We start from the raw sequence: 26,633 nt of genomic DNA on the forward strand, positions 1-26,633 counted from the left end.
TGTTTGGTTAAAGTAATGAGTCAATCATTTCTTTCAGAATACTGTCAGAAGGACGTGGGGCTTCAACAGACACAACTTTCCCTTCCTTATCGAACACCATAAATCTTGGTATGGCATTTATTTTATATTCCTTTGCTATATCGGAAGAAAAGGCCTTTGGGGCGTGAAGCTGAATACCTTCAGGCTTCTTTCTTTTAATATATTCTTCCCATGCTTCTTTATTCTCATCGAGAGATATTGATATAAATGCCACATCTTTCCCATGATATTTTTTTTCCAACTCATGAAAATACGGTGCTTCCTTTTTACAAGGGGCACACCAGGTAGCCCAAATATCAACAACGACAACTTTCCCTTTTAAGTCGCTTAATGATGTTTTTACACCATCAATATTCGGATAAGAAAAGTTGAGCCCCGGATTTCCAACCAGATGCATTCCTTCAACTCTTAACATTTTCTCAAGGATTTCTTTGTGTTCTTTCATAACAAGGTGTTTCCCATATTTGTCTGCTGCAAGTTTTAAACTCATGCCTTTTAATCGACCCAAATATCCCATTGTCAGGAAACTACAAAGCGTATCATCTGCAACATATCTCATTTGTTGTACAAGAACATCCTCCTTTTTGTTATACTTCCCTTTTAAGAACAAATAAGTTAAATAAGCGTGTAAATAATCATCACCCTTGTCATACAAGTATACAGATGCATCAATAAATTTATCCTCTTTAATTATTTCATCGTAATAAGAAGGCAGTTTTTTCATATCAGGATGAACAGAGCGCCCTGTTAGTAAAAATCGCATCAAAGTATGCTCAAAATCATTTTTTTGCATTTTTTGGAAAATACTCACAAAGTCGGCATCCAATCCATAGTTATCAATACTTTTGTACTCTTTTGAGTTTAGCCATGATTCAACAAAAGGAAAAAACTCTTTATAAGTCGTTCTTGCATGACTAGCTGTATCTTTAAGCTGCTTAAGTGTTTCATACCATACACTTAAGAGCTGATTCTCTTTATAATTATCTTCTTTAACCTGAAAATGATTATCTCTCAGCTCTACTTTCAAATGGTCGCCAGGCTTTACAAAGACACGGGCATATCCCTCTTTTCCCAGGTTGATTATGGCTGGTTTATCACAAGCCAGCTTAAAGAAAAACACGCCATCATTTCTTTTTTGCATCCCAATCGTTTCTAACTTACCATTCGCAACATTAAAAATTTCAGTGGTATTGCCTGAGAGATTTATTCCCTCAATAATCACTTCTCTTTTGTTTGGCTTCGTGCCACATGAGCTAGCCCAAAGACTAGCGAGGATTAAAAAAATGCTAATTTTATTCATTGGTTAATATTTTTTGTGGTCACAATAATCCATGGCAACTTCACTACTGATTTACAAATCAATAACAACTACACAATACCATGAAAATTGACATAAGAGATTAGAGTCTGGCTCCGACATAATCGGAACCGGACTATTAATCTTTTTATAAAATGTGCTTGAAATAAACCCTTAGAAAAAGGATTTTATAATATTGATAAGCTATCGTGGTGTATTCTGTTGCAATGCATCGTTCTTTTCTAAAGCAGAAAACGCAAACGGGAAAACCCATAGGTGGGAATCCGGTGCCAAAGAAAGAGATTTATCATGTACATGATCAGTTAAAATACGGGCATATTCAGGCTCTGTATTCAGTCGCTTTAAATCAGCATATCGAATACCCGTAGCAAAGAATTCTTTTTCTTTTTCACTTAAAATAATATCCATAGCTTCCTGAGTTGTTGCAGCCGTCAAAGGAACAAAGTCAGCAGTAAGAATGCGCTTTGCTCTTAAAGCATTCACATCTTCCATGGCCTTGGCCAGATTTCCTTTCCTGGCATTCAGTTCAGCTCTGATCATACGAACCTCTGTCGATTTCATCCCCCCTACGTTGGTATTATCCGACCGTGAAAAGTAGTACATGGGTTCTCCGAAATAAGGAAAAGGTTCAAAGTTAACAAGAGCACGAGTATCTGCAGCTTCATATTTTTCCATATGAGTCTCATAAAGCCATGTGTACCTTAAGCCAAACTCAGAAAGCCCTTCTGCCCAAAATAAATTTTCCTGACTCTCAAACTCAACTTCAGGCCATTTATATCTGGGGATATTCTTATTAGTCTCATAAAAGTTGACCCAATCGTAAATGTAATCGTTAAGAGCTAATGATTTCTCGGCGGCTTCCAATGCCAGATCATATTTGTGCATATGCAAATAAACACGAGCCAAAAAACCATAGCCAAAGGCCTTATTGGGATGTATATAGTTAAGCGTTTCCTCTTTTAAATCATCAACTGCAAGAAGACAGTCCTCAAGAATCTGATCGTAAGTTTCCTTTACGGTAAACTGCCTTGGTTTGACTTCCATGTCGGCTGTTAATTTCACTAAAATACCGCCATCGGTACCTGCAGTTTCAGGATGGTAAGCTTTGGCATACTTATTTATCAAATCGAAATAATTATAAGCTCTTAAAATCCTTGCCTTAGCCAATAATGCCTTCTTCTGCTCCTCTTCGGCAAGTGTTTCTGTTATAATATCTGCTTCCAGTATGGTATTGCAATAGAAAATACGTCTATAATAATAGCCATAACCTGTATCTTCCAAAAAGGTTTCTGAACGATCACCTGTTTCGTCCCAGTAATAATTTATGGTTCTATAATTCCCTTCTACCAACAAATCCTTACGACTGTAATTTTCATGTACAAAACTCACCTGCTGAGACTTATCATATAGAGTCATATATATTTCATCTTCCAACAAGGGCTCAAAGTCGGCAACTGTTTTAGGAATTAATACGCCCGTGGGTTGAATCGTAACATAGTCTTCACAAGATGTTACTGAAAAAAGCAGCACTATAGAAAACAATGACAATAATATTTTATTTTTCATTTCAATTTCTTTAAAATTTAACATTAAGACCAAACATATACGAAGCTGTTGTTAAGCCTTCAGGGTCTTTGCCCTGGTTGTTAGCAGCCCAATACCACGCGTTATCCACCTGGAAACTGAATGCCACTGATTTGGCTCCAATTTTTGACAAGTATTTCTCAGGAAGATTGTACGACAAGCTCAGGTTTCTGAGCTTAATAAAAGAGGCATCAACAAAGTTTCTATCGGCATAATTCCATAATCTACCCCGGAATCCATCTCCCCTGTCTGCTTCGAAAGTACTTCTTGGCACATCGGTAATGAGTTCATCGCCTGGCTTTCTCCAACGTTTAGTAATTTCTTTATAATACTGCCCCGATGCACCTTCACCAAAATTGCCATAAGCTCTTGATGGCGATTTCCATGCTGACATCAAATGACCTCCATGAAAAATCATCAGTGCCGAAAGGCTGAATCCTTTGTAGCTAAATGAATTTCTTAATGATCCACTATAGACAGGTTGTTTAACCCCCAGCTCTTTAATGGCGTCCAAATCCTGTAAGTCTTCATAAACAGCTTCACCCTCGGCATTATAGACCATCGGTTGTCCTTCTGCATTTAGGCCAGCATATTTATAACCGTAAATAGAATAGTAAGAATTACCAACCTCAAACATCGGATTGGAAGTTAAATAATCCTTATATGAATTGGGTGTGATATCAACATCGACCACTTCATTTTTATTATGAGAGAAACTTAAAGCTGCTTGCCATGAAAAATATTTTTGTTTAATAATCAGGCCGCTTAAAGCGATCTCGACCCCCCTATTTTCCATTTCACCATTATTCAAATACATATATTCGAAACCATAGGTAGGATCGAGTTTAGTATTTGAAATCAAATCGTCGCTAAAGCGCTTGTAATAATCAAATGATCCTGATAAACGATTGTTCAAAACTGAAAAGTCGACACCAATATTTTTAGTGGAGGTACGCTCCCAGCGTAAGTTAGGGTTTGCAGGGTTGTATATTCGTCCTGTAGTCTGGTTAGTCAGTCTGGAATTGCCATAGAAAGCAACCAAATGTGCCGTTTCGGTGGTTGGTATATTACCATTGATACCATAAGTGGCACGTAATTTCAACCTGTTCAACCATTCCAAGTTAATAAAAGACTCTTCTGTTAAATTCCAACTGGCTCCCACCGACCACAATGGACGATACAAATATTCTGCAGATTGTCCAAAAAGATTAGAAAGGTCATAACGAATACTGGCTGTAAAATTGTATTTATTTTGGAAAGAGTAACCCAGATTGCTATAAAAAGAAGCAAATCTTCTTTTAGCATGTTTCAAATAAGTGACCTGATCTGAGTAATTCCCAAATTGAGAACTCGAATAACCATTAACCAAAGCTTTGGCATCAACAGGAATATGAGAATCTAACTCAGCATCATAACCAAAAAGTTTATACTTGTCTGCCTTAGACTTAATTTGCTGAATCTCATTTCCTGCCAAAAAGGTCACATGATGATCTTCGGCAAAAACATTGTTAAAATTAATCTGGTTACGGAACAGGTATTCATTGGAATGGCTCTTATTATTCTCGTATGTGTCTCCAACAGGAATGGCAAAGGACACTGATCCATCATCTTCAATTTGAGCGGTTTTATTAAAGGTTCTTCGCATACTTTCTGACTCCTGGTAGTCGAAATACTCAGTCTCATCATATGTTTTTTCATATGAGAATTTCATATCATAGTTCAACCACTTTGCCAGCTTAACATTAAGACCTAAGTTGGTACGAAGATTAAGAGAAGTACTCTCGTTCTTATTCAATTTTAACTCATCGAGCAGATTAAAATCAAGGGAAAACAGACCTTCATGATCATCAATAAATTGTTGATCGTCGGCACCAACATCTGCTCTTAAAAAAGTAGATGCATTACCAAAATCATCGACAAAGGATTCGTAAGGAAGTTTATTGGAATACCCCCACGCATTAACCGACGTGTTTTTACTTTCCTTGTATATGGCATTAATACCATAAGTCAACTTCACTTTATTGTCAAGAAAATTCAATTGATTGTTAATGTTCATTCTCAACTGATCACTTGAATTATTATCCACATCGCCTTTCCATTTCACGTAATTAAAAGATAAAAACATATTGGAATAATCGGTTCCCTGCGAAACATTGAAATTGACCTGAGTCTGCTTCTTAGGTTGCAGAATGAATTTCTTAAAATCGTTGTGATAGTTATTCTTTCTCAGCTTATCAATACCTGCATTGGCCTCTGCCTGTGTTATTTCACCCATCTCGGCAGCATACATCAATGCTAGTGCAGGAGAAGGTGTAAACCCACCATTACGCAATTCGGTAATTCGACCAATCTTATCATTTTGATACTCTTCATAGTTGGCTAAATATTCCATCTCCATATCAATCACTTCACTGGAACTAGCATAATCGTAGTAACCAAAATCGGGTTTCCCTTCGTATCTGTAATCAACCGAGGCACTAAACTGAGCCTTTCCTTTTTTCCCCTTTTTGGTGGTAACAATAATAACACCATTTGCCGAACGAGATCCGTAAATCGAAGCTGCCGCTGCATCCTTCAATACATTAATACTCTCCACATCAGCAGGATTGATATCATCAAGAGATAGTGAAGAAGTTGCAAAACCATCTATCACAATTAGTGGACGATAATCTGACTCAACACCCGAATCATTTCCAGTGCTTGGACGGGATAATTTATTCACCCCTCTCACTCTCAACTCATTGCCATAGGTAACCAGTCCGGGGGCTAAGCCCTCAATACTTTTACTTAGGTTCTCACTAATTCTGAGCTGAAGCTCTTCAGCATCAATAGTTACAAAAGACCCGGAAGCCCGCTCACGAGATATGGTTTGGTAACCCGTTACCACAACCTCACTCAATTGACTTTTATCGGCTACTAAACTCACATTTTGTAAGACCTGATCTGTAATCTCAATTTCCTGAGCAATCATACCCACAAATGAGAAAATCAGAACACAGCCACCTTCAGGGATCTTAATGCTGTAATGACCATCGATATTAGTGGCTACACCTAAAGTGGTTCCTTTTACAACAACTGATACGCCCGGTAAGGTATGCCCACCTGCATCAGTTACAAGACCTTTAAGCTCTCTCTTCTTTTCTTGCTGTTTCTGAATGACTTCCGGGGCTTTTTCACGAATTACCACCACCTGGTTATCGATGTAGTAATCTAATCCTGTATCCTTCAGACAGGCCTCCAATATTTGTTCAAGGGAAGCATCTTCAACTTGTATTTGATCCACTTCAATCTCCTTAATTGCATTTTCGCTATACACAAAAGTATAAGTTGAATTAGCTTTCAGTTCCTGAAAGACTTCTTTCAAACTGGAATTTTCCATTCTGATAGATATGGAATTCCCTTGACAAAATCCTTCTGCCGCTACGCTAAATACTCCCCAAAAGAGTATAATGGTCGTTAATTTCATAACCCTTAAGGTTTTTTTCCAGACATAACTTCTGTAATGCCCGAAGACTTGATTTTTTTTCATAAATTTGGATTATCGGTTATTATTTGGCGCAACTAGTCCTTGCGCTTTATTTAACTTGAGGGGATGTTGGTAGCATCCCCTTTTTTAGTTCACTGTAATCACATTACCTTTTATAACAAAAGAAGCATCACCAGTGCCTTCAATAAGGCTTAATATGGATTCAATTTCGCCATAACGTAAGACATCAACCGAAAAATGGGCTTCCTTAACTGATGAATTCCCGAAGAATATTTTCACATCATACCAACGAGCCAAATCGTACATGATATCTTCCAAACGGCGGTTATCAAAAATGAACCGTCCATTTTTCCATGCAATTACAGACTCAATATTGGCTTGAGACACCTGCATAGAATTATCTGATTTCTGAATATGAACCTGCTTGCCCGGAACCAAAATTCTGCCATCCCCCAGGGCATTTTTCACTTCCACACTACCTTCTACAAGAGTGGAAATCACCTGGTTTTCATCGGCATATGAGCGAAGATTAAATTCGGTACCCAGAACTTTTAAATTCATTCCCTGACTTTCAACGATAAAAGGTTTAGCCTCATCTTTAGCCACATCAAAATAAAGTTCTCCTTTGGCTATCACTTTACGCTGGTTATCGGCAAAAACTGAAGGAAACTCCAAATATGAATCAGCATTTAACCAAACCTTTGTCCCATCAGGCAATTCAACCTGATATTCTCCTCCAATAGGGGTAACAATTTTGTTTAAACGGGTCAGCTTATTAGAAAGTAAACTGTCAGAATTAATGGATAGTTTTTCATCATCCTTTCTCACCAGCAAATGATCTTTGGTGCGAATTAACATAGAGGTATCTACCTTTAAATCGACAACATCACCATTGGCAAAATACAAAATAGCATGACTGCTTCCGGGAACAATAGTTGTTGTTTCGGTCATCACCTCATCATATTGTGGGTTTTGTGTCAATATAAGAAAACCTATAGCTATGGGTAAAATAAGGATGGCAGCATAGGCGAGCCAATGCTGAAGCAAATGCTTATTTAAGAGCTGCTTTTCAATTTTAGTCCAAGCTTTGTCAAGATCGCAACCATCATATTCAAAACTCATCTTCAGAATATTCTCCTTAGTTACAATCTTTTCAAAAAGATTACGATGCAGAGGCGTTTCTAACCATTGGTTTAATTCCTGTTCCTGTTCATCATTTAGTTGTCCATTTAAATAACGAACTATCAATTTTGATATCTTATAATTTGGTGTCTGCATTTTCTCTGAATTTTAACTCTAAGAAACGCTTGCGTTAAAACAGGGTGACAGAATATTTGTATTTTTTTAACAATTGTTGACTTTTTTAAAAGAAATTGTACCAAACACCTAGCTTTATAACGCATTCAGTTCACACAGAAACCTGAATAACAACAATTTTTATATAAAATGAAAAAAAACTGAATATGGATTATACTCAAAAATATCAGCAGCATTACCATGAATATGCAAATCTATGGGAAGCTTCGGGATTGCTGTCCCATCCCTATATTTACCGGGATCTTAAGAGGAAAGTTAAAGGAAAATATTTTTAGTTGTTAAGTACTTAGTACTCCATACTTTTTTTTAGTTAGCGACTTAGTTCAATAATAAGAATAGAACCCAATGTGCCCCTTTCAAGCGTTCGCGTAGAAATTGGTAGGCTCTTTTTTTAAGAGTCTTAACGGTATTTACAGATACCTCAAGTTCCGCGGCAATTTCAGGATTCGATAAACCATTCATGCTCATCACTACTATACGACGTGATTGTGGGGACAATTCCTTTATTGCTTCATAAACTTCAGCATACACCTCTTCTTCAATCACGGCATCATCAAAATACTCATCAGTGGACAAGGACAGAATTTCTGATTGATTTTTGCTTTTCACTTTCTCATGACGAAGGTGGTTGAGGCAATTGTTGCGTACTGCTGTATAGAGATAACTTTTTATGGCACTAAAATCTGATATTTGTTCACGACTTCGCCATAGACCCAAAAAAGCTTCCTGCACAAGGTCATCGCTGGTCGCATCTTCGTCGATATATTTTTTAGCAAACCCCCTAAGTGGTCGATAATACTGATCAAACATTTTTTTGAACACCAATCGGTTACCCTCGCGAAGTTGCATTATCATCAAACGATCATTCTCCATAAAAGCTCAAAATTAGAAATAGAAATGGAATTTCCAAATCTGAACAACTAGAATAATATCTTGTTATTAATCAAATACACTTTAATCATTAAACTCTTAAAAAAAAATGAAAATATGACTTTTAATAAGATGCTTCACCCAAAAAATGAGAATCCAAAAAGCTGTTTTAAGGGTAAAACACAATACTCAATTCTGCTGATTCCAATTAATCCTAGTTTACAATCATACATTCAGCTTACAAATAACTATAATATAAAATTTAATAATCATGCATTAATACAAATAAGACACAATGATCTTTTAAACTTGCTATTTCTTTGCAGGACAAAAGCTTTAAGTTACTTTTGCACGATTAAAAAAAATGGGATCAAGTCCCAATTAAATAAAGATTAGAAAATGATGATAAGGATGAGATGGATGTTATTTCTTGCTGTAGTTGTGCTTAGCAGTTGCAGTAAAGTACCGGAAAGAAATTTTGAATTTAATTATAAAGTGAGCCTGCAAGCCAATTCAGGTAAAAATATGAAGGTTTGGATTCCAATCCCCAAATCAAACGAAATTCAAAACATTAGCGAACTAAGTATTGATACCGAAATCCCCTATTCAATTAAAACTGAAGAGAAGCATGGTAATACTTACTTTTATGCCGATTTAAAAGAAGGTTTAACCAAAGCAACGGACATTAACATTCATTTTAATGTGAACAGAAAGCAACGAAGTGCTGCTAAATTTAATGGCGTTAATACAAACCAATATCTAAATGCAAACCGCTTGGTTCCTGTGGGCGGACGATTCGATTCAATTGTAAAAGCAAACCATTTTTCACCTGAAAACATGAAGGCTGTCTACGATTTTGTTTTGAATGAAATGTATTATGGCAAACCTAAAGCTCAAAATCCATCAGATCATTATTATGCCAGCTTACCAGCTACCATCAAAAAAGGCATTAGCAAGGACAGTGTCGTATCCCTTTATCTGAATACCACAAAAATTGCGGGAGAATTTACTTTTGGAAACGGGAACTCAAATTACGCCTGCGACATATCTGTGGGTAATTGCACAGACTTCCATTCCTACTTTATGTCTTTGGCTCGTAGCATACAAGTTCCTGCACGTTTTCATATTGGCTTTTCAATTCCTGAAGGGAAAAAAGGAAATATTGGGGGCTACCACTGTTGGGCTGACTATCACCAAAACAAGACATGGCTTCCTGTAGATATTTCAGAAGCTGACAAAGCACCTGAAAAAGCCAATTTCTATTTTGGAAATCTGGATGCCAATCGTGTGGAAATGACTCAAGGTCGTGATTTAATTCTTAAAGGCTACACAAAAGGAGCTGTCAACTTTTTTGTCTACCCCATTGTGGAGTGTGACGGACAAGCTGCTGCATACACAAAATCATTCTCTTTTAAAGAGATCTAAACGGAATAACTAAGACGAATTTGAAAAGGCTGGGGAAACTCAGCTTTTTTTTATTCTTCCCCTAATAGCTTGTCAAAAACAAACTTATTGGTTTAACCATTTTTTAAACTCCGAACATCTATCCTGACTAACAATAGCATCCATTGCTTCCTCACAAGTCGGATTAAGATTCAATTTTATTCTCGTCTTTGAATAGTAAGTCATATCTATTATGGAAGGATAACTAACGATGAATTTTCTATTGATCCTAAAAAAGATATTGGGATCTAGTTTTTTTTCAAGGTTTGCCAAAGTCCCATCAAACAAATAACGAGTTCCATCCTTACTAAAAAGATAACAGGCTTTTCCATCAGCCATAAAATATGAAACTTGTTCTAAATCCAGAGATAGAATACGATCGCCACGACTTACCATAAAACGCTCCTGATACTTTTGACCACCAATAATAGATTGCAGAGAATTTTGCAAAGATTCAATATCAACCGACTTTGGCTTAACAAACATATCATCATATTTATTAAGAGCCTGCTCCAAATCATCTTCATCAATAGGTTTCAATAGGTAATCGATACTACACTGTTTAAAAGCCTGAATAGCATACTGATCGTAGGCCGTTGTGAATATCACAGGCGTTTTCAGTTCCAATTGTTCGAATATAGAAAAGCTGTTGCCATCACCTAAATGAACATCCATAAAGATAAGATCAACCTCATTCTCAGAAAACCAAGCCACAGCCTGACTCACATTCTCAAGCTTAACCTTGATGTCTATTCCATCTGGCCGCAAGCTCAATAGGCTATTTCCCAACTCACGAGCTGCAAGATGCTCATCCTCTACTATCGCAACACTAATCATACCTCGAATATTTAGTCTACAAATGTAAAAAGAAATGGGGCAGTCTTTATCAGAAAGCCCCATTTTTGATTCAGATAATTTTATTAACCTCTTACAATTAATTTGCCAAGTTAGGATTATTATTAATCGCTTCCTGAGGATAAGGCAATGTATAACGAGGATCACCTTGTTGCAACACAACTGTTTCATCACCAAAAACATGAATAATCTCAGGCTGCGTTGTTCTTCTTAAGTCAAACCAACGATGACCTTCAAAAGCAAACTCACGGAAACGCTCAGTTAGAATTTCCTTAATCAATTCTGCTCTATTCATACCAGCAATACGTGCAACTTCTGTAGAGTAGAAATCAGGTTTTAGTCTTTTTACTTTCAGCTGATTCAAATAATCACGAGCATCGTCAAGTTTATCCAGTTGAGCAGAAGCTTCAGCTGCAATCAAATACAATTCAGCTGTACGGAAAGTACAACGAAATTTATCATCACCACCTTTAGAAACAACATAAGATCCTGATCCATTATCAGAATAATATTTTGCAAAACGCAAATCATTATCTATATCGTAAACGCCCATCAATTCGTCAGAAACAAATACTGAATTTACAACTGCAGCATGAATACCTTCCTCTAAAGCCATGATACTTTCCTTAGAATTGTATTCACTAGGAATCAAACTCTCTGAATTGTTTAAATCTTCCAAGTCTGATTTTATGGCTAAAGTTGTTTTAGCAGAAGCTAAAGCGTTCTCCCATTCGTTTTTATACAAAGCAACTCTTGCTTGTAGAGCATTTGCAGAAGTCTTAGTAAAACGGTAGTTTTTACCCAATTCATATTCTTCAACATTCAATAGAGCCAAACCTTTAGTTAAATCTGATTCTACAAGTCCATATACTTCTGCAACTGTTGAAGGTACATAATTGGCTTCCAAATCAATTACTGTTGATACTGGTACTCCTTTATCAGTAGCAGATGAATTTAAATCGTAATGAGAAGCATATTGATTTACTAAATTAAAGTGCATCAGAGCGCGCATTAAATAAGCTTCACCTTGTAATTGCTCAACTTCCTCTTTCGTCCCGTCTGTAATTTCAGAACCTTCAGCAATAATATGGTTGGCATAAAAGATCGCTTTATAAAAACTTTGCCATCCAAAAGATAAAGTTGATGGAGCTGGTGTTTCATCTTCCCATAAATAAATATCCTTATAAGAAGCGATATCATTTTCCCATGCCCATCTGTAGAATTTCACTTCATCGGTACGCATGGTTAGTTTTGAATTCTCAGCAGGAACTAAATAATAAGCTCTGGTCATTAAAGCTCTAAATTCCTCCATCGTTTCTGGTATTACTGTATCTGCAGGCTTTACATCCAGATATTCGTCACATGATGGTAACACCAATAGGGCTAGCATTATGCTGATATATACTTTTATATTTTTCATATTTCCAGTTTTAGAAAGTCACATTTACACCTATAGTGAATGATTTAGCTTGTGGTTGTGAATAAATATTTCCATATGATTCAGGATCAAAATAACCGTCGTATCCATTCGAAATTACAAAAGGATTACGTGCCTCAAAACTAAATCGAACACTATTCAATTTTAATTGATCAGCTAATTGCTGAGATAAAGTATAACCCAAACGGATACTACTTATTCTCATATAATTCACTTCTTTTAACCAAATATCCAAAGCCTGATATGTATTTACAGGATCTGAAACTGCATGCCAGTTCTTCTCCATCCAATAACTTCCATCACCGGATGTACTACCCATCAAATTAGGGTATTTCGTATTTCTTCCTTCAATTACGTCTAAAATATCAACGGGTGCATTTCGACCTCTATCGTAATCTGTAATATCATATGGAGGACGCGCCATACGCATCATCTTCAAATTAAAATTAGCAGATACAGTTAAATCAAAGTTTTTGTATTTGAAATTATTAATGATACCTCCCGAATATTTAGGGTCAGCATCACCTGCATATGAGAATAGGTTTCTGGTTTCTTCGGAAGTTAAAGATGAAGCGGACACATTTCCTGGCCACCACTCGGCATAAGCATCATACAACTTGAAGAATTCCTGTCCGTTAAGCTTATTACCATCTTTCAAATAAATTGGGTAACCATTCTCATCTAATCCTGCTGTTTTAATAACAAAAACAGAATTTACAGGATGCCCTTCTAAAGAAGGTGTACCTTGATTATCACGCACCTGAACTTTATTTACTTTACTTTTATTATGAGAGATATTGAAATTGGTATTCCACTCAAAATTATCCGTTTGAATATTTCTTGTTGCAATACTAAACTCCCAACCTTTGTTCGAAACCTCTGCCCAATTCACATTAGTAAATTCGAATCCATTCTCCATTGGAATAGATTTCATACCAATCAAATCTGAGCTATTCCTGTCATACACATCAAGACTAATACGAACAGCATGACGAAAAAGAGCTAAGTCTAAACCTGCATTGTAGGTTCTTGTTTTTTCCCAACGTAATTTATCATTAGGAGGAGATAAAACCTCAATACCTTGCTCGCTAAAACCTGGAAGGATTGAATTCTGCTTGTATTTCCCAACAACAACAGGATAAGTCTCCTTATCAATGTTTCCTTGCAAACCATATGATGCACGTAATTTCAAATTACTCAACCAATTGACATTTCTAAGAAAATCTTCTTCAGAAGCGGTCCATGAACCACTCAATGCCCAAAGAGGTGTGTACTTATATTTTGAAGCTGTACCAAATAAATTAGAACCATCGTAACGAACACTACCAAATACCGTATACTTTCTGTTGTAGGTATAAGATGCTGTTCCAAAAAATGATGCATATCTATTTTTAATATAGGATTTTGAATCCTTATTAAATTCTTTTGCATCAGATTCATTAGGATAGATCACAGCAGTTCCATTCAAACCATTAGGATTCCAACCATAGATACTTGAATGAACAAGAGTGCTTTCAGTTTCTCTCAATTCATTACCAACCATAGCGTCGAACTCATGAACATCATTAAAAACTTTATTCCATTCAAGCATATTCTTCCAGTTGTAAGAACGATTCTCTCCATTCCAACTTCTTAACACCCCGCCTTCAGGCATAAAAGGTAAACGCTCTTTAGCTACTGGATCCCAACGACGAGACCTCTCTCTTATCTGTCTTGAATAATAGGTATTTTCTTTGGCTTCTTTTGTTGTCTGAGTGTTATCTGACTGGATACCTAGTTGTGATCTCAAAGTTAAATCAGCAGTAATTTCCCAATCCAGGTCAAAATTCACATTCAGCTTACGGCTCTTCATTTTATGAGAAGTTCCTTCACGCTCTTCGATAATATTAAAAGGTACATAAGCGTCATCAGATTCCTGAATTTCACCATCATACACATATCGACCTTTCTCATCATATACCTTTTGATAAGGATTGACAGTACGAGTATAATAAGATGGGTTTGTAAAGAAATCAGTTCCTGTTAAATACGAATTCTTTTCGACTTCTGATCCAAATACACCAACGCCAAATTTTAAATTACGTCTTAATTGGAAATCTGTTTTTAAAGTCACATTATATCGATCCATAGAAGTTCCGATAGTCGTTCCTTTTTCGTTATAGTATCCACCTGAAAAATAGTAAGTCGCAAAATCGTCTCCACCAGAAATACTCAAAGAGTGATCTTGATTAACAGAGGTTTGGTACAATAAATCTTCCCAATTTGTATTGGTATTTCTCAAACTATTAATTTCAGTCTGAGCATCATTACTAATTCCGGAAAAGCCATTTGTTCTGTAAGCATCCAATTGGTCATATTTATTTAAAATACGAGCAACACCACCTTTACCTGATCTGTAAGTCAAATCTTCACGTCCAGCCAAGGCTAACTCTAAATCAACTTTCTGATCTGAGTTCATCAAATTTAGTTTGCTTAAATCAGGACGAGAAGTAAATGAAGTATTACTATTAAAGCTTACTCTCATTTTACCTTGTTTACCGTTTTTTGTGGTAATTACAATTACTCCATTAGCAGCACGCGCACCATAAATAGCTGTTGCAGCCGCATCCTTAAGAATAGTTATATCCTTAATATCCTGAGGATTCAAGCCAGCAATTGAAGAATTGTATAACTGGTCAATATTATCAGAATCATTAAAATCAGGGAGATCATTACCTTCCAAAGGCACACCGTCAACAACCCATAGAGGATCTTGGGTTCCATTTAATGACGCGGTACCACGAATACGAATTTTAGCAGGTGCGCCAGGCGCTCCACTTGTTGGCATAGAAGTCACACCAGCCAACTGACCAGCAAGCATATTATCAACACTTGCAATACCTGCCTGCATAATCTTATCAGCACCGACTTTAGCTACTGCTGAGGTTAATTTGCGTTTTTCAATTTTCTGATATCCTGTCACAACAATCTCACCTAACTGACTATTAGAATTGTTAAGCTTAATTGTCACAAAATCTTTTCCAGCAATATCAACCACTTGAGTTTCGAAACCCAGAAAGCTACACGAAATAGTTTTCAATGCTTTAGGTACTTCAAGTATAAAATTACCGTCCAAATCGGTAATCGTTCCCATTGTGATATTCTCTATCACTCCTTTTACTCCCGTTTCAGCTCCAATTGTCGATTTGTCTATAAACACAGAAGCACCGATCAGCACATCGCCGTCGGTTGCTGAGAGTACTCTCCCCTTAATTTGCTTCGTCTCTTGTGCCAATACGATGGCTGGTAAACAGATCAAAAGCCAGGTTAGCAGTCTTTTCATAGTTCAATTTTTAAAGGTTATTAAAATAGTGGTTTTTGTAAGTAAAAAAACAGATAGGGTAGATTTCTTTACCCCATCTGTCAAACAGATTTTTATTATTTCATATTGAGTGCTTCTTCAATTCTCAAAACTAAATCAGTATAGTGATAACGAGTCGCTTGATCATTTATCGTCAAACGTTTCTTCAATAAGGATCGAATCTTCATCAACTCACCTCTTTTCATTGAAACCGCATCCGAAACACGATTCATCGTGGCATATACCAGATTACGATTAAAATTTCTGGAATCACCGCCATCGGCCTTTTCATCTTCAAACATGCCAACTGATCTCACCGAATAGTCACACAAAACAGGCATGTGATGGTGCAAAGAACAGGAACAATCAGAGTGCAATGCTTTTTTAGTTGTTTTCTCCATAGCCTTATTCTGGGTAATGATTAAGGCATCGATGTAATTTTTTTGACTTTGACGATCGTAAACATTCAGCTTATAGCCCTTGATTGTTTTCTTAAAAATCCCCTGATGCAAATCGTCCAGCATATTTGCAACCGTGTAAGCTTTATTACCATTTACAGCTTCGTTTTCAAGCATTCTAAGCAACCTTTCTTTCTGTAAAAGCGAATAAAATATTCGAGCATGCAAGTCGCGAAATAGAGTCGTTGGTGCATATTCAATATCTCCAATTGGCGATTCTTTAATAGGGTATGTTTTATTGTAAACATCAGCTTTTGTCAACCAAGCAGGAATATCAATTACTTCATCAATTAAATACTTAATGGCATCCTTTTGTTTAGCTTTCTCTACATGAGCATAAGCTGCTTTTTGCTCACCATATACCGGATGATCAAGATAAACTCCTCCAATATTGGTAACCACATGATTGGCATAGGTAAACCACTGTCCAATGATTCCCATCATCATCTTACCGGCTTTCTCATAATCCTGACCTTCTTCGTAAGTCCAGTTTTCAACCTGTGGCACAATACGTTTCAAATTCTTCAATCCATAACGGCTTGCTTGCATCGAATTATCCCCCAAATCTTCACTTTGTGCCGACGGATCAATCGTATTCTTACCATCCTGCTGCGGACCATAATGGTATAATGGATCCGTTTCATGTTTACGAATCATAGCCGATTGATCATTCAACTCATCCCATGGCGTGTTTTTATTATTCCATTTGTAAGCCCATCCTATTGCGAAAATATCGTACACTCCAATTTGCGGGGTAATATTTTCAACACCATCTTCTGGTTGTGCCACATAATTGAATCGCGCATAATCCATGATGGAAGGAGCGGTTCCTCCCATTCTATCGGTATAGGTTTTCGATCGCAAAGAATCAACAGGATAAGCGTACGAAGCTCCCATATTGTGCATCAAACCCAAGGTATGGCCCACTTCATGAGAAGACACAAAACGAATGGCATGTGCCATGTGCTCATTCTCGAATTTATTGGCTCTTGCCTTTGGATCAATCGCACCGGTTTGAATTCTTATCCACGATTGCAAAGCCGTCATCACATTGTGCCACCAAATAATATCAGCTTCAATAATTTCTCCTGAACGTGGATCAACAACTGAAGGTCCCATTGCATTTGCCTGACTCGAAGCGGCATAAGTCACCATAGAATAACGCACATCGTCGCCATCAAAATCAGGATCGTTAATTGGTGCATCTTTAGCAATAATAGCATTTTTAAAACCTGCTTGTTCAAAAGCAATCTGCCAATCGTTTATCCCATCTTTGATAGTCTGTCTCCATTGTTTAGGCGTTGATGGATCGATATAATAAACGATTTGCTTTTGTGGCTCAACCAATTCACCTGCTAAATATCTCTCAACATCTTCCTTTTTAGGCTCTAAACGCCAACGATTTACCAATTCGCGATTCTCCAGGGCTTGCTGATCATCGTTAAAATAAAAATGCTTTGTAGAGAAGAACCCCACTCTTCTGTCTGCAAAACGGGGTTTCATTGGTTTTTCGTTCAATAAAACGATGTTTGATGTGACTTCGATTGAAACCGTAATTCCTTCGGCCTTTGTTGTCAATAACGATTTAACAATGGCATTTTCAGGAAAAGACTTTACTTCATCAATCTTCGAAAGCGTACTAACTGCCGAACCTGGCATCCCCAGAATTCCAAAAAGATCATTCAAACTTTTTTCGGAACCATCAAAAACCTTATTCACCTTAAAGACATAAGAGGTTGAATCTTTTCCCAAACAAGATAAATCAAAGCTCTCTCTGATAGATGAAATATAATTATCTTCGAATGACTTCGTAATTGCATCACCTTTTTTACTTGAGTAGGCAGCCTTATATGTTTTTACCCATACTTTTTTAAGAATCGTATCCAATTCAAACTTGATTAATAAGTTTTGATAGTTGATTCCTTTATTAAATCCCAACTCATTAATTTCAGTGGGTACTTTAGATATTTTATTCACCAATAAAAAATCACGCCCCAATAGACTTTTATCCAATTCAAAAAAATAATCTTTCTTTACCCGATGGATATCGATAACACCCTTCTGACTTACTGCATCAGAAGTAATAACGTCGTCGTATTTCTTGAGAGTTGATTTTTTCTCATCAGTCACCTTTGCATCCTCTTTGTCGGCTTTTTTATTTTTTTTCTTGAAAAATTTAAAAACCCCGGTTTCAGATTGTTCCTGGTTTAAAATAGCAGCCTGCGTTTGCTCCTGTATCCCACCAAGAATACAAGTTGTCATTATAGCTACGGCTAATGTCTTTTTAAGTGTGTGTGTGTTTAAGCTCATTCAGTGTGTTTGTTCTTTTTGCAAAGGCTGACACAAAAGATAATTGTATAAACAAATATCTTTTGCGTATAACATGCCCGTGCAGGATCTAACCGTTTACTAACCAAAATTTATTTTAGATCCATTTGAAGAGGATCTGAAACAAAAATCTATTTTTTGTAATTAGCAATAAAAAGGAAGGGTGTGAATCAGGAAAATTGAAGAGTGAATCGTAAAAAAAAGAGAATGAACAAAAATGCAAGCCTCAAACAGACTCGCATAACGATCCCAATTCAAACATTTTTAGAATGATGAAATGCTCAATTCATATGAACTTTTAAACAGACAATTTGCACTAAAATACGGGGCAAGATTTATGAGATAAGAGGTAGTCGAACAACAAACAGATTTCCCTCTACACCATATTTAGGCTGCTCTTTACCTAAAAAGGTATATAAAGCATTAAGTGTTTTGAGGCCTGTGCCCGAACTCGACCCAACATCTGAACGCAATTGGTAGGTATTGGCAACAACCAATTCGTCATTCTCAATTCGTATTGTAATCAGAAGCGGTTTTTCTGAAGTTACAATATTGTGCTTTATGGCATTCTCCACAAGTGACTGCAAACTGACCGATGGCAACTTGGAACTCATATAACAATCAGAAATGTCACAGTCTAAACTCAAATTTTCACCAAACCGAATTTTCTGAAGGAAAATATAATGCTTCATAAAATCCAGCTCCTGTTTTAAATCGATCAGACTTGAATTGTTTTGATCCAAAAGATAACGGTAAACTTTTGACAATTTCAAAACAAACTTGCGAGCTAATCCTGGCTCAGCTTCTACCAAAGCATATAACGAATTAAGTGAGTTAAACAGAAAATGAGGATTAATCTGATTTTTGATATTCTTCAACTGAGCCTTTACCTTCTCCTCTTCTTCTTGATTTGCACGCTTTCTCAACTCAACTGTTTCGCTAATATCAAATCGAAAACTTGAGAACCCAATTACAATATTATCTTCATCAAAAATAGCATTGAATATTTGCTGATAATGCTGCTGATTTCTCTCATATTCAATCAAAAAATGTTCGCCTTGAATCGCTCTCTCAAAAGATTTCCGCATTAACTCACGCACATCTGTCTTATAAACTCCTAAAGCATTATCCCCAAGCTCGATACAAACCCCTTCCTTTTCAAGAATATCTTTTTGATATACCGAATTAAAACTCGTATAATGAAAATCCCGATCAACTGAAAAAATCATAATTTGATCCGTACTCTCCATAATTGAAGACAACTTATTCTCAACAGCCCGATGTTTTGTTTCCGCCTTTTGTCTTCTATCATATTCAGAAAGCCATTTACGCTGTGAAAAGTACAAGAACACCATCAATAAAAATGCCAGGGCAATACCAATTAAGGCCGTGGAATTTCGAACTTCCTGCACAGCCTCTTCAACATTAAATAAAGGCACACTTACTGAAATCAACCAATTGGCATTGATTTCACCCAATTGTATCGATTGATACACACGAACAACAGGAACTTGAAGAAAATCAGAAACAACCTCAGCCTGATACTTTTCACCCGAGATAAGCACCTTCTTCACATTGTTACTATCACTCATACTATTTATTCCAGCTCCAATTCTTTTTTCATCGGGATGAATAATACAATAGCCTTCAGAAGATATGATTGATACATAAGCCCGCCCTAAAGATTGCTCATCGTAAAAGTGTTGTTGAAAATTAAATAAGTCGATATCAAGCCCCAAGGCTCCCACAAGATTCCCTTTTATTTTAACAGGCATAACAATAGAAACCAAGAAACGACTATCCTGAGATAAGTAAGGAGGAGAAACAAACTCCTCTCCCTTTAACTGCAAATTCTTAAATAATGCTTTTCGACTTGCATCAATTTCTTTTTTTCCAACGCCTTCTTCAATATGAGTAAAAAACAATCCCTCTTCCGATTTTTCAAGATCAATAAACCAACACGAATAAAAATCATTTTTTCCAATCAATACACCTTCCAATTGTTCACTTATCGTAGGTAATTGAATGCCATTCACCTTAATAATTTCCTCAAGAGTCTTTCCAAGCTCAATTGAAAACTGGTAATTATCCTTCAATTTATTTTTAACGATCAAAAAACTGTTCTGAGCTTTTGACACAGCCAAATCAACACTCATATTACGAGCAGTTTGTGACATTTTTTCGCCTATTAAATAAGCAACGATCACAAAAGTTACAATAATAACAATACCGACCTGTACGATGGATTTATTACGCCGTTTCATTGGGAACTTTTCTTTAAATATTTTGCAAAGCTATGAAATATACGCTTGGTAAGCTTTAAAATAAAACGATTATTGCAGTATGCTTTTCTTTATAAAACTTTGTGATTTACTTTGCACAAATTAAAAACGACTTATTAATCAGGAATGATAGATTTTATAATTGACGAGAATAAATGCATTACTTGCGGACTGTGTGCTCAGGATTGTCCCGTTGGAATTATTAATATGAACCCCAAACCCGGCATCCGCAAATCGAGAGAGAAGCTATGCCTTAAATGTCAACACTGTTTGGCTATTTGTCCTACTGCTGCAATATCAATTCTTGGGAAAAAGCCTGAAAATAGTTTACCTGCAGATGGTGAACGCCCCACATATGAAGGAATGACTCGTTTGATTAAAACCCGTCGGTCAATCAGAAAATACCTGCACGAGGATTTGGATCAAAATCTTATTCAAGAACTTCTGGAAACAACGGCATACGCTCCAACAGGTCACAACTACAACTCGGTACACTTTACCCTTATCGATAATAAAGAAGACTTAGACTTGTTTCGGGATAAAATTTATGCAGCCATAAAAAAAGCGGGTGAAGCAAAAACTCTCCTGCCACAATTCGAATTTCTGTACGCCATTCAAAAAGTCTGGGAAAACAATCAGGTTGATGTTATCTTCAGAGATGCACCCCATCTTCTGATCGCTTCAGCACCAAAGAAAAATTCATCACCTCTACCCGATTGTCTGATTGCTCTCTCCTATTTTGAACTTCTGGCAAACAGCCATGATATCGGAACCTTATGGAATGGGATGTTGACATGGGTATTAAACGATATCGATCCGGACATAGCCGAACAAATCGGCATTCCTAAGGATTACACGGTTGGGTACGGAATGGTTTTTGGGAAATCTGCAGTTAAATACCCTCGGGCCATTCAATCGGAAGGCTTGAGTCTAAATCGAGTCAATCTGACAAAAAAGTAAATCCTCTTTATCATTAAGATGATTCTCTATTTCTCAAAGCTTTTCCTATTTTTGCAAGAAATAAAACTCAATATATCATGATTAAAAATATTCCCAATATAAAACACACCGAATCGGGCAACTTTTTTCTCTTGGCAGGTCCATGTGCTATCGAAGGTGAAGAAATTGCAATGCAAATTGCTGAGCGTATAGTCGAAATCACAAACAAACTTGAAATTCCTTTCATATTTAAAGGCTCGTACCGAAAAGCCAACCGTTCGCGTTTGGATTCATTTGCGGGTATTGGGGATGAAAAAGCATTAAAAATTCTAAAAAAGGTCAGCGATACTTTTGGCGTTCCAACTGTCACAGATATTCACTCAGCAGAAGAAGCTGCCATGGCTGCCCAATATGTTGATGTTCTGCAAATTCCGGCTTTTCTTTGTCGCCAGACTGATTTATTGGTGGCTGCTGCTAACACAGGAAAAGTTGTGAATATTAAAAAAGGGCAATTTCTTTCTGCAGAATCGATGAAATTTGCTGTTAATAAGGTTAGAGAAACAGGGAACGATCAAGTTATTTTGACTGACCGTGGTAATATGTTTGGCTATCAGGATATGATTGTTGACTACCGTGGTATTCCAACCATGCAAGAAAACAATTGTCCGGTTGTTTTGGATATCACCCACTCTCTACAACAACCCAATCAAACTTCCGGCGTTACCGGAGGACGTCCTGATTTAATTGAAACTATTGCTAAAGCAGGTATTGCTGTTGGTGTTGATGGTATTTTTATTGAAACACACCCCGATCCGGCCAATGCCAAATCTGATGGTGCAAACATGTTGCATTTGGATTACCTTGAAGATTTATTAACAAAATTGGTTGCAATCCGTAAAGTGATCAATCAATTTTAAGGAAAATCATCATTTATAAAATTTCAAATCCCTTGTAAGCATAAAGCCTACAAGGGATTTTTCGTCTTTATCATCCCCAAAAGCAATGATACAACGAAATTGTTTTTACCAAACATACCAATCACCATTCAAGAATGGTTTGATATCTAAACCCTACCAGCTCTAATAAGGCTGACGTTTCACATAAGAGGTATGCAAAAGCTCATGCGATTTGTGACTCAGGGGTTTCCCTAAAAATTCCTCATAGATCTGAGTAATTTCAGGATTTTCATGAGATTTTCTAAGTGTCAGCGATAAATCTTCTGAATATATTGCATCCATACGCTTCTGGCGGATTTCATTATCTACCGGGAAGGGTTGACCACCTCCTCCAAGACATCCACCGGGGCATGCCATAATTTCAATAAAATGATAATAACGATCTCCCCTTTCGATAGCTTCCATCAGCTGATGTGCATTTTCCAAACCATTCGTAATAGCACACTTCAGTTCTACCCCTTCAAGGAAATTCCATTCAGGACGAACATTTTCAATCAATACAACGGCTTCTTTCACACCAGCTAAACCCCGAACCGGTTTAATTTCTAAATTATTGAAAGGCACTTCACGACCAGTAACAATTTCATAAGCTGTCCGTAAAGCGGCTTCCATCACACCACCTGTCGCTCCAAAAATAACCCCCGCACCAGAACCAATTCCCATAATGGAATCATAATTCTCCTCATTCAACTGATCGAATTCAATACCCGCCTGTTTAATCATAACGGCCAACTCCCGGGTGGTCAGTACAAAATCAACATCTTTAAAACCGCTATCCTTCATTTCAGGTCGGTTTGCCTCATATTTTTTAGCTGTACAAGGCATAATCGAAACCGACACAATATTTGCAGGATTCACATCAATATTCTTCGCGTAATAGGTTTTAGCCAATGCTCCAAACATTTGCTGTGGTGATTTACATGTGGATAAATTTGGTAGATACTGCGGGTATTTGTGCTCAATATATTTCACCCAACCTGGCGAACAGGAAGTTGCCATTGGCAATGCAACATCAGGATTATCATCAAACAAAGCTGCTTTTAAACGCATTAAAAGTTCAGTGCCCTCTTCCATAATGGTCAGATCTGCCGTAAAATCGGTATCCAATACCGAATCAAATCCTAAACGACGTAGGGCGGCAACCATTCTTGAAGTCACTCGTGTTCCGGCTTCAAAACCAAGTTCTTCACCCAAACCAACCCGCACGGCTGGAGCTGTTTGTACCACAACATGCTTCTCAGGATCTGCAATAGCATCCCAAACTTGCTCCACATACGACTTTTCTACTAAAGCTCCGGTAGGGCAATGCACAATACACTGTCCGCAATTGGTGCAAACCACTTCGTTAAGAGGCTGATTAAAAAAAGTGGAAATCTTCATCTCAGCACCCTTATGCGCCACAGCAATGGCACCAACACTCTGAATTTCAGCACAGGTTCGCACGCATCGCTGACAACGAATGCATTTACTGTCATCCTTTTCAATAGATGGTGAGTATGAATCAATACTGTAATTCTTATCAGGAACCAAATCAATAAAATCCGGATTGGTTATCTGAAGATCAGCCGCAATAGATTGCAATTCACAATGCCCGTTTCGGTAACACTTGGTACATTCCTCGTTGTGTTCGGCTAATAAAAGCTCAATAATATGCTTACGGCAATTTCTCACCTTCAAGCTATTGGTATTAATCTCCATCCCCTCGCTAACGGGTGTAGCACATGAAGCCACCAGTCGGTCAACGCCTGCCTGTTCTACCACACAGACTCTGCAATTTCCGGCTATACACAAGTCTTTGTGATAACAGAGAGTGGGTATATTTATATGTAATTTTTGAGCTGCTTCGAGTATGGTTTTTCCCTCTTCTACACTAACAGCTATTCCATTAATTGATAAATTGATCGTGTTTGACATTTTTATTCTCTTTAGACATGAGGTTATCTGTATGACTAGACTTCCTCAAAAAATTGAACATCAGATTCTAAAATCAAAATCCACTAGTAAATCATTTCTTCACGGAAATTTTCTACAATGGAAGAAAAGGAATTCGCGACCGATTGCCCCAAACCGCATTTAGCCGTTAAACGCATCGTATCGGTTAGTTTTAAAAGCTTATCTAAATAAGCAGCTGGCTTTTCACCACGTTTCACAGCCTTTATCCCTTTCAATAGCTGTTGACAACCAACCCGACAAGGTGTGCATTGCCCGCAAGACTCCTCCTGAAAGAAATCAAGGTAATTATCCAATACATTATACATGGATCGAGAACTATTAAAAATCATCATAGAACCACCAGTTGGCAGAGATACACCAGTCAGTTTCCCCTGATATCCAATATGAGATTTGGCAAAACGCTTACGCGGAACAAGAAAACCCGAGGCTCCTCCAACCTGAACAGCCTTGGTATCACCATCGCCAAAATCATCAACAAAATCCTGAACACTCATACCCAATTCCAACTCGTAAATACCTGGGATTGGCGTGTCACCAGAAACAGAAAACACCTTGGACCCCCACGAATCTTTAACCCCAAGTTCGCGGAACTTTTTAGCCCCATATTTCATAATAGTATAGGAATGAGCCAGGGTTTCAACATTATTGATTACGGTAGGTTTGTTTAAATAACCACACTCGGTTGGGAATGGAGGCTTATTTCTTGGTTCGCCTCGTTTCCCTTCCATCGACTCAAATAAGGCTGATTCTTCACCACAAATGTATGCTCCACTACCAAGAAAAATATCCACTTCAAAATCAAGGTTCAACTCATCCATGATTTGATGAAATTTTCGTAGCTCTTCTCTCAATTGGGGAACCAAAAATTTATATTCACCTCTTAAGTAAATATAACCTTGTCTCGATCCTATTATTTTTGCACACATCGCCATTCCAGCCAACACTTTATGCGGCACACGTGTTAATATTTCTCTATCCTTAAAGGTTCCCGGCTCTCCTTCGTCGGCATTACAAATAACATATTTAGGACTATCTTTCACTTCAGCTGTTAATTTCCACTTTAACCCTGTTGGAAAACCTGCACCTCCACGTCCCTTTAGACCCGAATTTACCATTTCGTTAATCACTTCTTCATTGGTGCGATCGAAGGACTTCTTTAATATTTCTTTACAATCGTCTTCATGATTGAAAATAAGATCTATTCTCTTGAGTTGTTTTATTTTTGTTGTCATAAAACTCAGATTTTAAGCGTTAAAAAATTATTGATACTATTCAGCATCAGCTTCTTGCTTGTATGAACTCAGAATATCAACCACCTTATTAGGTGTTAACTCTGTGTAAACATCATCGTTTACCAACATTGCCGGGGCCTTATGACACCATCCCAAACAATTGGTTTCTAATATGGTGAATAGCTTATCCGGCGTTGTTTCGCCAAGTTTTATTTTTAGGAAATCTTCAAGCGCTAAAAGAATCTGGTTTTTCCCCTTCATAGAGCAGGTAATGGTTTTACAAACACGAATGACGTATTTACCACGGGGGATAATATCCAAAAATGAATAGAAACTAGCCGTACCATAGACATCAGCGGCAGGTATTTTAGTTTCTTCTGCTATTTTAAGAATAGCATCTGCAGATAAATAACGATCTTTTTCAACAACAGCCTGCAGGATAGGAAGTAATTCCTCCCTTTTAACACCATGTTCAATTGCAAGATCTTTTACTAATTCAGCCTGATTGTTCATAGTTTGATTTTTTGTTAAAACAAATAAACTAAACACGATACACATTTTAAGTCTGGCTCCATATATCAAGCTCAGATTAAACAAACAGTATCGAGTTAAGGTTCGTTCATTTTCTTATTATTGTGAGATAGATTAGTTTTTATGCTAATTATTCTGGTACAATTTCAAATTCAAACTTTAATGAGTGCGGCTAAATCAACTCATATTCAACAAGCTTCTTATCCAATTATGGCCTTTAATATACTAATTTAATAGAGAAATATTTCTTCATTTTACAAATT

General features: G+C 37.1%; 16 protein-coding genes. 3 read left to right on the forward strand and 13 right to left on the reverse strand.

What is annotated here, in order from left to right; genetic code table 11:
• Positions 1 to 7: 7 nt before the first annotated feature.
• The 5 genes from EO244_RS15630 to EO244_RS15650 form a co-directional block, all read right to left on the reverse strand.
• Entirely contained in the window at positions 8 to 1,339 is a 1,332-nt protein-coding gene (locus tag EO244_RS15630; RefSeq protein WP_129255625.1) for a TlpA family protein disulfide reductase, read from the reverse strand.
• 201 nt (positions 1,340 to 1,540) lie between these two features.
• Positions 1,541 to 2,923, reverse strand: a complete 1,383-nt coding sequence (locus EO244_RS15635; RefSeq protein ID WP_164977517.1) for a RagB/SusD family nutrient uptake outer membrane protein — start codon at positions 2,921 to 2,923, stop codon at positions 1,541 to 1,543.
• 10 nt (positions 2,924 to 2,933) lie between these two features.
• Entirely contained in the window at positions 2,934 to 6,470 is a 3,537-nt protein-coding gene (locus EO244_RS15640) for a SusC/RagA family TonB-linked outer membrane protein (RefSeq protein ID WP_129255627.1), read from the reverse strand.
• 84 nt (positions 6,471 to 6,554) lie between these two features.
• On the reverse strand, positions 6,555 to 7,706 hold the full coding sequence (locus EO244_RS15645; RefSeq protein WP_129255628.1) for a FecR family protein: 1,152 nt from the start codon (positions 7,704 to 7,706) through the stop codon (positions 6,555 to 6,557).
• 357 nt (positions 7,707 to 8,063) lie between these two features.
• Positions 8,064 to 8,618: an RNA polymerase sigma factor gene (locus EO244_RS15650; RefSeq protein ID WP_129255629.1), complete on the reverse strand. Its 555-nt coding sequence runs from the start codon at positions 8,616 to 8,618 to the stop codon at positions 8,064 to 8,066.
• 396 nt (positions 8,619 to 9,014) lie between these two features.
• Between EO244_RS15650 and EO244_RS15655 the strand changes: the two genes are divergently transcribed.
• Complete coding sequence (locus EO244_RS15655; protein ID WP_129255630.1) at positions 9,015 to 10,040, forward strand: transglutaminase domain-containing protein; 1,026 nt, start codon at positions 9,015 to 9,017, stop codon at positions 10,038 to 10,040.
• 84 nt (positions 10,041 to 10,124) lie between these two features.
• On the opposite strand, the gene EO244_RS15660 is transcribed toward EO244_RS15655, so the two are convergent.
• From EO244_RS15660 to EO244_RS15680, 5 genes are all read right to left on the reverse strand, one after another.
• Positions 10,125 to 10,895 carry a LytR/AlgR family response regulator transcription factor gene (locus tag EO244_RS15660; protein ID WP_206734588.1) on the reverse strand — a complete coding sequence of 257 codons (771 nt, stop codon included), beginning with the start codon at positions 10,893 to 10,895 and terminating at the stop codon, positions 10,125 to 10,127.
• A gap of 97 nt (positions 10,896 to 10,992) precedes the next feature.
• Positions 10,993 to 12,333, reverse strand: coding sequence for a RagB/SusD family nutrient uptake outer membrane protein (locus EO244_RS15665; RefSeq protein WP_129255631.1), 1,341 nt, complete (start codon positions 12,331 to 12,333; stop codon positions 10,993 to 10,995).
• 10 nt (positions 12,334 to 12,343) lie between these two features.
• Entirely contained in the window at positions 12,344 to 15,673 is a 3,330-nt protein-coding gene (locus EO244_RS15670; protein ID WP_129255632.1) for a SusC/RagA family TonB-linked outer membrane protein, read from the reverse strand.
• 95 nt (positions 15,674 to 15,768) lie between these two features.
• The gene (locus EO244_RS15675) at positions 15,769 to 18,459 is read right to left on the reverse strand and encodes a zinc-dependent metalloprotease (protein WP_129255633.1); all 2,691 of its coding nucleotides are present in this window, start codon (positions 18,457 to 18,459) and stop codon (positions 15,769 to 15,771) included.
• A gap of 353 nt (positions 18,460 to 18,812) precedes the next feature.
• Complete coding sequence (locus EO244_RS15680) at positions 18,813 to 20,741, reverse strand: histidine kinase (protein ID WP_129255634.1); 1,929 nt, start codon at positions 20,739 to 20,741, stop codon at positions 18,813 to 18,815.
• Positions 20,742 to 20,885: 144 nt separating this feature from the next.
• Here EO244_RS15680 and EO244_RS15685 point away from each other — a divergent pair, with 144 nt between their 5' ends.
• Together EO244_RS15685 and kdsA are read left to right on the forward strand one after the other, a co-directional pair.
• Complete coding sequence (locus tag EO244_RS15685) at positions 20,886 to 21,719, forward strand: nitroreductase family protein (protein WP_129255635.1); 834 nt, start codon at positions 20,886 to 20,888, stop codon at positions 21,717 to 21,719.
• Between the two features lie 77 nt (positions 21,720 to 21,796).
• Positions 21,797 to 22,615: a 3-deoxy-8-phosphooctulonate synthase gene (gene kdsA / locus EO244_RS15690; protein ID WP_164977518.1), complete on the forward strand. Its 819-nt coding sequence runs from the start codon at positions 21,797 to 21,799 to the stop codon at positions 22,613 to 22,615.
• A 162-nt stretch (positions 22,616 to 22,777) separates the two neighbouring features.
• Here kdsA and EO244_RS15695 read toward each other — a convergent pair whose 3' ends face one another.
• The 3 genes from EO244_RS15695 to EO244_RS15705 form a co-directional block, all read right to left on the reverse strand.
• Positions 22,778 to 24,568, reverse strand: a complete 1,791-nt coding sequence (locus EO244_RS15695) for an NADH-dependent [FeFe] hydrogenase, group A6 (protein ID WP_129255637.1) — start codon at positions 24,566 to 24,568, stop codon at positions 22,778 to 22,780.
• Positions 24,569 to 24,651: 83 nt separating this feature from the next.
• On the reverse strand, positions 24,652 to 25,839 hold the full coding sequence (locus EO244_RS15700; protein WP_129255638.1) for an NADH-ubiquinone oxidoreductase-F iron-sulfur binding region domain-containing protein: 1,188 nt from the start codon (positions 25,837 to 25,839) through the stop codon (positions 24,652 to 24,654).
• Between the two features lie 36 nt (positions 25,840 to 25,875).
• Positions 25,876 to 26,352: an NADH-quinone oxidoreductase subunit NuoE family protein gene (locus tag EO244_RS15705; protein WP_129255639.1), complete on the reverse strand. Its 477-nt coding sequence runs from the start codon at positions 26,350 to 26,352 to the stop codon at positions 25,876 to 25,878.
• Positions 26,353 to 26,633: the final 281 nt, after the last annotated feature.

Origin of the sequence: Ancylomarina salipaludis (assembly GCF_004122035.1) — a bacterium.
GTDB classification, from domain to species: Bacteria; Bacteroidota; Bacteroidia; order Bacteroidales; family Marinifilaceae; genus Ancylomarina; species Ancylomarina salipaludis.

Coding starts and splice junctions, on each gene's coding strand:
- EO244_RS15630 (WP_129255625.1), bottom strand. CDS start 1,339: ATGAATAAAATTAGCATTTTTTTAATCCTCGCTAGTCTTTGGGCTAGC.
- EO244_RS15635 (WP_164977517.1), bottom strand. CDS start 2,923: ATGAAAAATAAAATATTATTGTCATTGTTTTCTATAGTGCTGCTTTTT.
- EO244_RS15640 (WP_129255627.1), bottom strand. CDS start 6,470: ATGAAAAAAAATCAAGTCTTCGGGCATTACAGAAGTTATGTCTGGAAA.
- EO244_RS15645 (WP_129255628.1), bottom strand. CDS start 7,706: ATGCAGACACCAAATTATAAGATATCAAAATTGATAGTTCGTTATTTA.
- EO244_RS15650 (WP_129255629.1), bottom strand. CDS start 8,618: ATGGAGAATGATCGTTTGATGATAATGCAACTTCGCGAGGGTAACCGA.
- EO244_RS15655 (WP_129255630.1), top strand. CDS start 9,015: ATGATGATAAGGATGAGATGGATGTTATTTCTTGCTGTAGTTGTGCTT.
- EO244_RS15660 (WP_206734588.1), bottom strand. CDS start 10,895: ATGATTAGTGTTGCGATAGTAGAGGATGAGCATCTTGCAGCTCGTGAG.
- EO244_RS15665 (WP_129255631.1), bottom strand. CDS start 12,333: ATGAAAAATATAAAAGTATATATCAGCATAATGCTAGCCCTATTGGTG.
- EO244_RS15670 (WP_129255632.1), bottom strand. CDS start 15,673: ATGAAAAGACTGCTAACCTGGCTTTTGATCTGTTTACCAGCCATCGTA.
- EO244_RS15675 (WP_129255633.1), bottom strand. CDS start 18,459: ATGAGCTTAAACACACACACACTTAAAAAGACATTAGCCGTAGCTATA.
- EO244_RS15680 (WP_129255634.1), bottom strand. CDS start 20,741: ATGAAACGGCGTAATAAATCCATCGTACAGGTCGGTATTGTTATTATT.
- EO244_RS15685 (WP_129255635.1), top strand. CDS start 20,886: ATGATAGATTTTATAATTGACGAGAATAAATGCATTACTTGCGGACTG.
- kdsA (WP_164977518.1), top strand. CDS start 21,797: ATGATTAAAAATATTCCCAATATAAAACACACCGAATCGGGCAACTTT.
- EO244_RS15695 (WP_129255637.1), bottom strand. CDS start 24,568: ATGTCAAACACGATCAATTTATCAATTAATGGAATAGCTGTTAGTGTA.
- EO244_RS15700 (WP_129255638.1), bottom strand. CDS start 25,839: ATGACAACAAAAATAAAACAACTCAAGAGAATAGATCTTATTTTCAAT.
- EO244_RS15705 (WP_129255639.1), bottom strand. CDS start 26,352: ATGAACAATCAGGCTGAATTAGTAAAAGATCTTGCAATTGAACATGGT.